Genomic DNA, 7,000 nt, shown 5'->3' with positions numbered 1-7,000 from the left:
AGTACCCTGCAAATCAGGGCGTTTTGTGGTTTAGGTAACAATAAGCAGGGTCCAAAAGCCATGCCAAGAAATCGTTTGATTGTCGGCGGCAATGTAGTGGGTTTTGAGCCTGAAGCGAACGGCAGAAATGCCGGCTGCGACCGCAGTATCGTTATCGTATACTGTATGTCCGGAAAGGGCCGTGATCCGCGCGCATAGTCCTCGCCGCCAATATGCTGCGGCGACACCGGGGGCTGCAAGAAGCCTAGACTGTCCAGTCATCATCGAAAAGCGGGCGCCCGCCTTGTGGATTATGGGCGATAAACGCTTAAGAAGATCCGCTGAATCAAGTTTCTAAGGCTGCTCAAAATTGGACCAGTCATGCCCGCCACTTCGGCTCACGCATCCTCACCGTAGAGATAGAGCTTGTCACCTGACAGGATCGCAGAGTGCAGATCCTCAAAATCCTTTGGCGACATATCCTCCCAATTAGGGGTTTCAACGACCTGCAGCTGGCCAATACGTCGGCCAATTTGACTGAGGGTTTTTGCTTGCTCGCATCGTTGGGCGTCGTAGCTTTTGAGCAGGTCAGGTAGATCTTTGGCTGCGACCGCAAGCATTTCCAGCGCCAGCGCGTCTTCTAATGCCTTTGTAGCCCCGCTTGCAGTGTGCGGGCGGGTCATTGTTCCTGCATCGCCAATCAGCAGCGTTCTTTTGCTGACATAGCTATCGACGATGCTGTCATAGATCGGCTGTATCGACACGTCTTTGTGGCGGGTTTGGGCGAGGAGGCTGCGAATGGCGGGTGGAAAGTGATCGTTCAACAGCATCTGAAGCTCGGCGAACGCCGCCATCGTGACACTGCCTGGGGGAATAGATTCGACGCCGTTCAACGGTTGTGCTTCAGGACAGGATGCGTACACTGCCCAATTCACACGGCGTTGCCCGGTCGCGGCGCTGCCGTCAAAATTCGGGATCATGTAAAGGACTCCGTGTCCGCCCGAAAAAGGGACAGTCAACCAGGCCGTCTCTTTGTCGATCGCCTCAATCAAATGGGTGTCGGCACACTCTGCCTCAGGATAATTCCCGCGCCAAAGCACATAGCCTGCGTAGTCCATTTCGATGTGGGGATGCATCCTTTGGCGCACCGCAGAGTTGTATCCATCCGCGCCTATGAGAAGATCAAAGTCTCGCGTATCACCGTCCTGGAAGGTCACTGTGACGCCATTTGCAGTCTCTGTGAAATCCAAGAGCATCTTGCCCTCGTGATAGATGTCATCGGAGACTGTTTCCCGCAGCGCACGCCACAGGTTCCCCCAGTTATTGGCGAAGGCGGGGGTCGCTTGGGTCCACAAGCGCTTTCCGTCACGACTTCAATCGGGAAACTGCCACCAACGCGATTTCATCTCGCAACTTGGGAAATTCTTAGGAAGATATCCCTTGTCCATAAGCGTGGCGCGTAGAGGGCCCGGAATGCCGATGCCGGACCCGCGGTCCATCAGCCCTTTTGAGGATCGTTCGAACACGTCCACATTGCAGACAGCTCGGGTCAACGCTGTTGCTGCAGCGCAGCCTGCGATGCTGCCACCGATCACACCAACTTGCAAACCTTCCAGACTCATGCATTCCCCCCAAGTCGAATCCACATAACTTTACCTTGTATATTTAATTATACAATGTAAAATAAAGAAATGCACAAACCCACTAAGCGATCAAAAAAAACAAACAAACGCCGTGACTTAACGGTGGACAAAATTGTTGAAGCGTCCCTTGTCGTTTTGAAGTCAAGCGACCCATCCGCACTGACAATGCGGCGCGTGGCAGAAGAATGCGGTGTTTCAGCCATGGCGATCTATCATCATATCGACGACAAGAACCAACTCGCCACCCTCGCAGTTGATAGCCTCTTTCTTGCAGCCGCGCAGGGTCTGCGAATAGGGGAAGATTGGAGAGACCGCTTACTCGATTTTTTGGAGGAGGTTCGAAAGCGGCTATTGGAAACACCTGGTGCGGGCATGATCTTTGTCCGCCAGGCTATCATCGGCCCCGGAACCGCCACCACGACAGAGCTGATGTTTGAATGTCTCAGGGCGGGTGGGTTCAGCGGTAGGGACATCGCCGAAGCGAGTGACGCAATTACCATGCTACTCATCGGATCGATCGCCAACGATCTCACCCGGCCACCGCAGATACGTGAGGAGTTGGGCAAGCAACTCGCGCCCGAGGATACCCCGATCTTACAAAAGAACATGCAAACCTATGCAACCAGAGACGGCGGCGAACGGTTCATGCTTGCTATAGGCTGGATTCTTGATGGGGTCACTCAAGCGGATGCAACAGGATCCAGAACCAAAACCTTGTAAGCCGATCTTGATCTTTGGTTTTTGGTCGGCAACTCCGTCCTTCACACCTTAGACCGACCTGCGCTCTCAGCGTGTCCCGTGAATGTCCGGAATGCGGGCTGCGACCGCAGCATGTCGGTTGGCTGCTGGATGTCGGCTCTGGGCCGTCCTTATTTCAGTTTTTGCGGGGCAGGGGGTTTTGCTGCAACGGCACCGAGGTCAGCATCGAGCCCAATGTTCTTGACGCTGCGACTTACGCCAATATCCGACGGCTTAGGGAAACGGCGCTGACGCGTGTTGCGGAGAATGTCAGTGGCGAGCCCTTATTACCGAATGCTGCACCAGGTAATCGCTGACTAGGCCAGATTAGTTTGCCGATGGAAGAGTTGCAGGCACAGTTGCCATGGTAACCTCCACCGCTTCTGGCCAGCCGAAATCTGTTGTCCCGTCCGGCAATCCCAGAATGCGGTCGAGTGTGAGAAACTGCATGTCGATTGCCGCCTGCAATTTTTCTGCGGCTTGATCGGCTATGTCAGATCCCCGTGCATCAATCGCGCGCAACAGCGCGAGATCAATAAAGGTGCTTAGGAACAATATGAGTTCTGCGGCAGTATCAACATCTGCGACAGTAAATGTGCCCTCATCACAGCCTTTCTGAATGATCCCGGTCAGGACGGGCATAGCACCGGTTCTGACCCTGCGCTTGAACTGTTCAAGCAGAACCATGTTTTTGTCCTGATTCATGACCCGGAAAAATTCAACCTGACCAGGGTAGTCATGTTCACGCAGGTAGTTTGCCCGCAGGTGGATAAAGCTGTGCAACAGGTCGAGCGCAGAGGAGGTCTCATCAGAGGCAACAACAGCCATCTGCGAAAAGACACCCTCAGCCATTCCGTCCAAGACACCGAACAACAGCTCGTCCTTTGATTTGAAGTGATGATAAAATCCGCCCTTTGAGACGCTCGCCATATCCAGCACATCTTGTATGGTCGTATCCTCGAAACCTTTGGAAAAGAACAACATCTGTGCGCATCCCAGCAGCTGAGCACGCCGTTCTTCGGGCGGCATGTTCTTTCGCTTCGTAGATTTCATACACTTTCCTCTTGCAAACCGACCGGCGGTCTGCAAATACAGACCCATGGTCGGTTTGTACCCCGACTCACCTGGCAGAGCAATGTAATTCACCTGCCAACCCGAATTTAACGATGCGTTTACGCAGCCAAACTCCGCAAGCGGTAGTGCTTTGCGGATCCGGTTGAGTTGCGCGCACGATGCAGGATCGAATGTCATGAATGCTCTTGTCTGTGGAATTACTTCGCCATCCGAGTTGCGTCGAATGTCTCGCCTGGCGGGTATTCGCCAACTGCTCGGGATTCTGATTACAAACTGCTTGAAGCAGAAGCCCCCAATGCAACGCACAATTCAATCAGGATATGGAAAGGCCATGAAAAAACCCCATAAATCAATAGGGCCGAAGAACCCAGTCTCTTTTGAAGCAGGTCGAGTTCGATGGTTAGCAATGCAACGCATTGCGACCTCCAGTCAGTTTGTGCGTTCAGTGTTCGTCGCGCTCATCTTTGGTGCCGCTCTGAGCGGATGCGCCGCCAACATGGCAGCGACTGGCAGAGATGGCCCTGACCTGAGCGTCGTTAGCCAGGAGGCCACCCGGTTCAATGTAGAACGCCAGTTGGGCTCGCCCGATGAATTGCAGCAACAAGCCAATGGAGACTGGGTGGCCGTCTATGATGTTGAGCCCAGGACAAAACCGAACCTGGCGCGAGCAGCAGGTCATGGAACACTGGATCTTTTTACCTTCGGGCTTTGGGAAGTTGTTGGTGGCCCGCTGGAGGTGGCACATGCGCGTCGGGTACTGGTCACTGCCCGATATGACCAATCAGGGAAACTGATTCAAATGACCAGCAAACCCAAACCCATCCTCTAATCCAAGTTTTGGATCACCGCTGGACGGAAAACGGAAAGCGGTAATTCCAGCACCCCCACTAACGGAAAATCATTCCCGCTGGCGCATCACGCATGCCCAGCGTCCAGATGGTCTTTCCGTATAATCAAGAGAACGGACCGTTTAAATGAAGACTATCACGATGATCACACTGGCAGCCATGATGCCGACTTTGTCCTTGGCAAATGAAAGCTGGACCGGTTTCAATGCGGGCTTGCAGCTATCCACAATCGATGTCTCCGAGGGCAACAACGACAATGGAAATGCAACTCTGGGTCTCCATGCCGGTTATCTACACGATTTTGACGGTTACGTAATTGGTGGTGAACTTACTTATGACGCGGGCGCTGAGGTTGAGTCCGGAGGGAAAGCCGAAAAAGTCGATACTGTACGCCTGAAGTTCAAAGGTGGTCATGTATTTGGCCGGACATACCTCTATGGCGTGATTGGCTATGCAAACATTGATGGCGGATCCAAGAACGAAGACGGCTATTCCGCCGGTGTTGGCGTGACGTATCGCGCGACGGACAGGGTTCTGGTTGGTCTTGAATACCTGCGAGACACATATGACACGTCGGGTGATGATATCACTGCTGACTCTGTTGCGCTTCGGGTGTCCTACAAGTTCTAGCGCTAGCCATTCGAGATTTCGAAAATGGCGGGGGACTTCAAACGGTTCCCCATTTTTCTACCACCTTCAAATTTCGACGGGGCGCCAGGTGACTAAAGTATCAACTCTATTGAATGAGTGGCTACACCTAAGACCACTTAAAGTAAAAGCGTGGCTCGAATATCTTACTTTTATGGTCTCGAAACGCCCAGCGTTTATGGGCGGTCCTGTTTTCCCGCGTTTACCCAAACATGGCGAGCTGGCGTTCCTATCTAATCACATGCGTCGCGATGTTGGCCTCCCAGAATATCACGAGCGCGAGCCCAATCTCTACCTGAGGTATTGAGTTCAGGTCGCAATAGATTCGAGACGCAACCACAATGCTTTAATTCAAAGGATAGCGAACAATGTACTCATTCAAACTTCAACGCCGTCTCTTACTACTGACATTCTGTGCTGCCATCGTTGCTGGATGGTCTTTTGCCCAGGATCGTCAAGAAGTTACCGTGACGCGCAGCGGCGAAGATGTTGCAGCCAAAGAGTGTTTCGGAAGTTTCGTTTCACAGGAAATAATTGTTCTTGGCGGGATTGAGCAAACGATACTTATTCGCACTTGTGATTTGTCCCAACCGGTCCTGCTGTTTTTGCACGGGGGTCCGGGTGGTGCCGTGATGCCCTGGGTCGATCTGTTCCACACGCCCTTGCTGGAAGAAAGCTTTGTCGTTGTCCACTGGGATCAACGCGGAGCCGGAAGTTCATTCAACGAAGATCTCACGATAGAGGACATCACGCCATCCATTTTGGTGGTGGATACGCTTCAACTCACCAACCTCCTACGCGACCGCTTTGGGCAAGAAAAAATATTCCTGACCGGCCAGTCCTGGGGCAGCGCGCTAGGGTTCAAGACTATCGCAGAGGATAGTTCACCCTATCACGCGTTCATCCCAACGTCAGAGCGTGTCGCGTGGGTACGCAGTATGAACATGGGTTTTGAATGGGCCCAGGATCAGGCGAAAGTTCGTGGCGATGTTGAAACTCAGCGGAAACTCAAGTCGATTGAGCCGTTCGAAGCATTAGACGAGGCAGATCTCACCGTTCAGCGCGATGTTTTGGCAGAATATGGAGCTGGAGACTTTCATACCGAAGGGCTATGGGATCGCTATCTCTCTTATGTGCTAGAAGGGCAGAGCCCCTACTACACGGACACACAGGTTAAAAACTATCTCCGCGGACTTGAGCTATCGAGCACAGCAATTGAACAGCCCGAGATTGTTGGTGCATACGACCTCTTCACCTCGCATCCGGTCTTAGATCTACCGGTCCACTTTATAACCGGAGCAGAAGACCAGAACACGTCAGCCGATCTGGCACAGGAATATTACGAACACCTGAAGGCTCCAGCGAAGAGTTTTACCCGTATCGACGGCGCTGCCCATATGGTGATGTACGACCAACCCAATGCCTGGGCTGAAGCCCTGGTTCAAATAAGGAACCAGACGCCTACCAACTGACGAGCGGCCCGGCGTCGTCATACACTTCAATCAATCCTACCCCTCCTATTTTCGGAGAGGTGGATCCAGGAGTTGCAAAGATGGACATAGCTCGATTTTCCGAACGCCTTATGGGCATGAAGGACGAGGTTTGGCTGCGACATGCAAACCCTTGGTCCGTTTGGACCCGTGTGTTGACACCCGTGCCTCTTCTGGCGTTTGCAATCTGGAGCAGAGCATGGATTGATTATTGGGCGTGGCTTGCGGTCGGCATAGTTCTTGTCTGGATATGGATCAACCCACGCACTTTTTCGCGGCCGGAGACTTTCGACAGTTGGTCTGCACAGGGTGTTCTCGGCGAGCGTGTCTGGCTGCGGCATCGCGACAAAGTTGCGGAACATCATAAGCGTGTCGCAAATACGGTCGCCATTGTCAGCGGCGCTGGTCTTTTGCCGTTTGCCTATGGTCTGTGGGCATTCGACTTAGGGTTCACTTGCCTCGGCATGGTTGTGATCTCGGGCGGCAAGATGTGGTTTGTAGACCGCATGGCCTGGGTTTGGAGCGACTTCCTGCGCGACGGTGGAACTTTAGATGATCTGACGGTTGGCAGTTGATCTGT

Annotated in this window: 9 protein-coding genes; 6 read left to right on the top strand and 3 right to left on the bottom strand. The window is 53.0% G+C overall.

The window, feature by feature from the left end; genetic code table 11:
- A partial coding sequence (locus AC2FJW_RS09480; protein ID WP_496749948.1) for a hypothetical protein occupies positions 1 to 198 on the top strand: 198 nt, incomplete at its 5' end.
- 179 nt (positions 199 to 377) lie between these two features.
- Here AC2FJW_RS09480 and AC2FJW_RS09475 read toward each other — a convergent pair.
- Both AC2FJW_RS09475 and AC2FJW_RS09470 read right to left on the bottom strand, forming a co-directional pair.
- Positions 378 to 1,334 (bottom strand): FAD binding domain-containing protein, encoded by a 957-nt coding sequence (locus AC2FJW_RS09475; RefSeq protein WP_496749947.1) that lies wholly within the window; start codon positions 1,332 to 1,334, stop codon positions 378 to 380.
- A gap of 18 nt (positions 1,335 to 1,352) precedes the next feature.
- Positions 1,353 to 1,601: an NAD(P)-binding protein gene (locus tag AC2FJW_RS09470; protein WP_496749946.1), complete on the bottom strand. Its 249-nt coding sequence runs from the start codon at positions 1,599 to 1,601 to the stop codon at positions 1,353 to 1,355.
- Positions 1,602 to 1,670: 69 nt separating this feature from the next.
- Here AC2FJW_RS09470 and AC2FJW_RS09465 point away from each other — a divergent pair, with 69 nt between their 5' ends.
- On the top strand, positions 1,671 to 2,342 hold the full coding sequence (locus tag AC2FJW_RS09465; RefSeq protein WP_496749945.1) for a TetR/AcrR family transcriptional regulator: 672 nt from the start codon (positions 1,671 to 1,673) through the stop codon (positions 2,340 to 2,342).
- A gap of 345 nt (positions 2,343 to 2,687) precedes the next feature.
- Here the strand turns inward: AC2FJW_RS09465 and AC2FJW_RS09460 are convergent, their stop codons facing one another.
- On the bottom strand, positions 2,688 to 3,413 hold the full coding sequence (locus AC2FJW_RS09460; protein ID WP_496749944.1) for a TetR/AcrR family transcriptional regulator: 726 nt from the start codon (positions 3,411 to 3,413) through the stop codon (positions 2,688 to 2,690).
- Positions 3,414 to 3,609: 196 nt separating this feature from the next.
- Here AC2FJW_RS09460 and AC2FJW_RS09455 point away from each other — a divergent pair, with 196 nt between their 5' ends.
- From AC2FJW_RS09455 to AC2FJW_RS09440, 4 genes are all read left to right on the top strand, one after another.
- Complete coding sequence (locus AC2FJW_RS09455; RefSeq protein WP_496749943.1) at positions 3,610 to 4,263, top strand: hypothetical protein; 654 nt, start codon at positions 3,610 to 3,612, stop codon at positions 4,261 to 4,263.
- A 145-nt stretch (positions 4,264 to 4,408) separates the two neighbouring features.
- Positions 4,409 to 4,912 carry an outer membrane protein gene (locus AC2FJW_RS09450; RefSeq protein WP_496749942.1) on the top strand — a complete coding sequence of 168 codons (504 nt, stop codon included), beginning with the start codon at positions 4,409 to 4,411 and terminating at the stop codon, positions 4,910 to 4,912.
- Between the two features lie 386 nt (positions 4,913 to 5,298).
- Positions 5,299 to 6,402: an alpha/beta fold hydrolase gene (locus tag AC2FJW_RS09445; RefSeq protein ID WP_496749941.1), complete on the top strand. Its 1,104-nt coding sequence runs from the start codon at positions 5,299 to 5,301 to the stop codon at positions 6,400 to 6,402.
- A gap of 80 nt (positions 6,403 to 6,482) precedes the next feature.
- Positions 6,483 to 6,995: a DUF6653 family protein gene (locus AC2FJW_RS09440; protein ID WP_496749940.1), complete on the top strand. Its 513-nt coding sequence runs from the start codon at positions 6,483 to 6,485 to the stop codon at positions 6,993 to 6,995.
- The last annotated feature ends 5 nt before the right edge of the window (positions 6,996 to 7,000 follow it).

Source organism: Ruegeria sp. CDSA020 (genome assembly GCF_059612345.1).
The sequence above is the reverse complement of the archived record's forward strand: the minus strand, read 5'-3'. Positions and strand labels throughout refer to the sequence as shown.

What these genes read in the sequence shown, in the direction of transcription:
- AC2FJW_RS09470 (WP_496749946.1), bottom strand. Translation starts at nt 1,601, where the DNA reads ATGAGTCTGGAAGGTTTGCAAGTTGGTGTGATCGGTGGCAGCATCGCA.
- AC2FJW_RS09465 (WP_496749945.1), top strand. Translation starts at nt 1,671, where the DNA reads ATGCACAAACCCACTAAGCGATCAAAAAAAACAAACAAACGCCGTGAC.
- AC2FJW_RS09460 (WP_496749944.1), bottom strand. Translation starts at nt 3,413, where the DNA reads ATGAAATCTACGAAGCGAAAGAACATGCCGCCCGAAGAACGGCGTGCT.
- AC2FJW_RS09455 (WP_496749943.1), top strand. Translation starts at nt 3,610, where the DNA reads ATGAATGCTCTTGTCTGTGGAATTACTTCGCCATCCGAGTTGCGTCGA.
- AC2FJW_RS09450 (WP_496749942.1), top strand. Translation starts at nt 4,409, where the DNA reads ATGAAGACTATCACGATGATCACACTGGCAGCCATGATGCCGACTTTG.
- AC2FJW_RS09445 (WP_496749941.1), top strand. Translation starts at nt 5,299, where the DNA reads ATGTACTCATTCAAACTTCAACGCCGTCTCTTACTACTGACATTCTGT.
- AC2FJW_RS09440 (WP_496749940.1), top strand. Translation starts at nt 6,483, where the DNA reads ATGGACATAGCTCGATTTTCCGAACGCCTTATGGGCATGAAGGACGAG.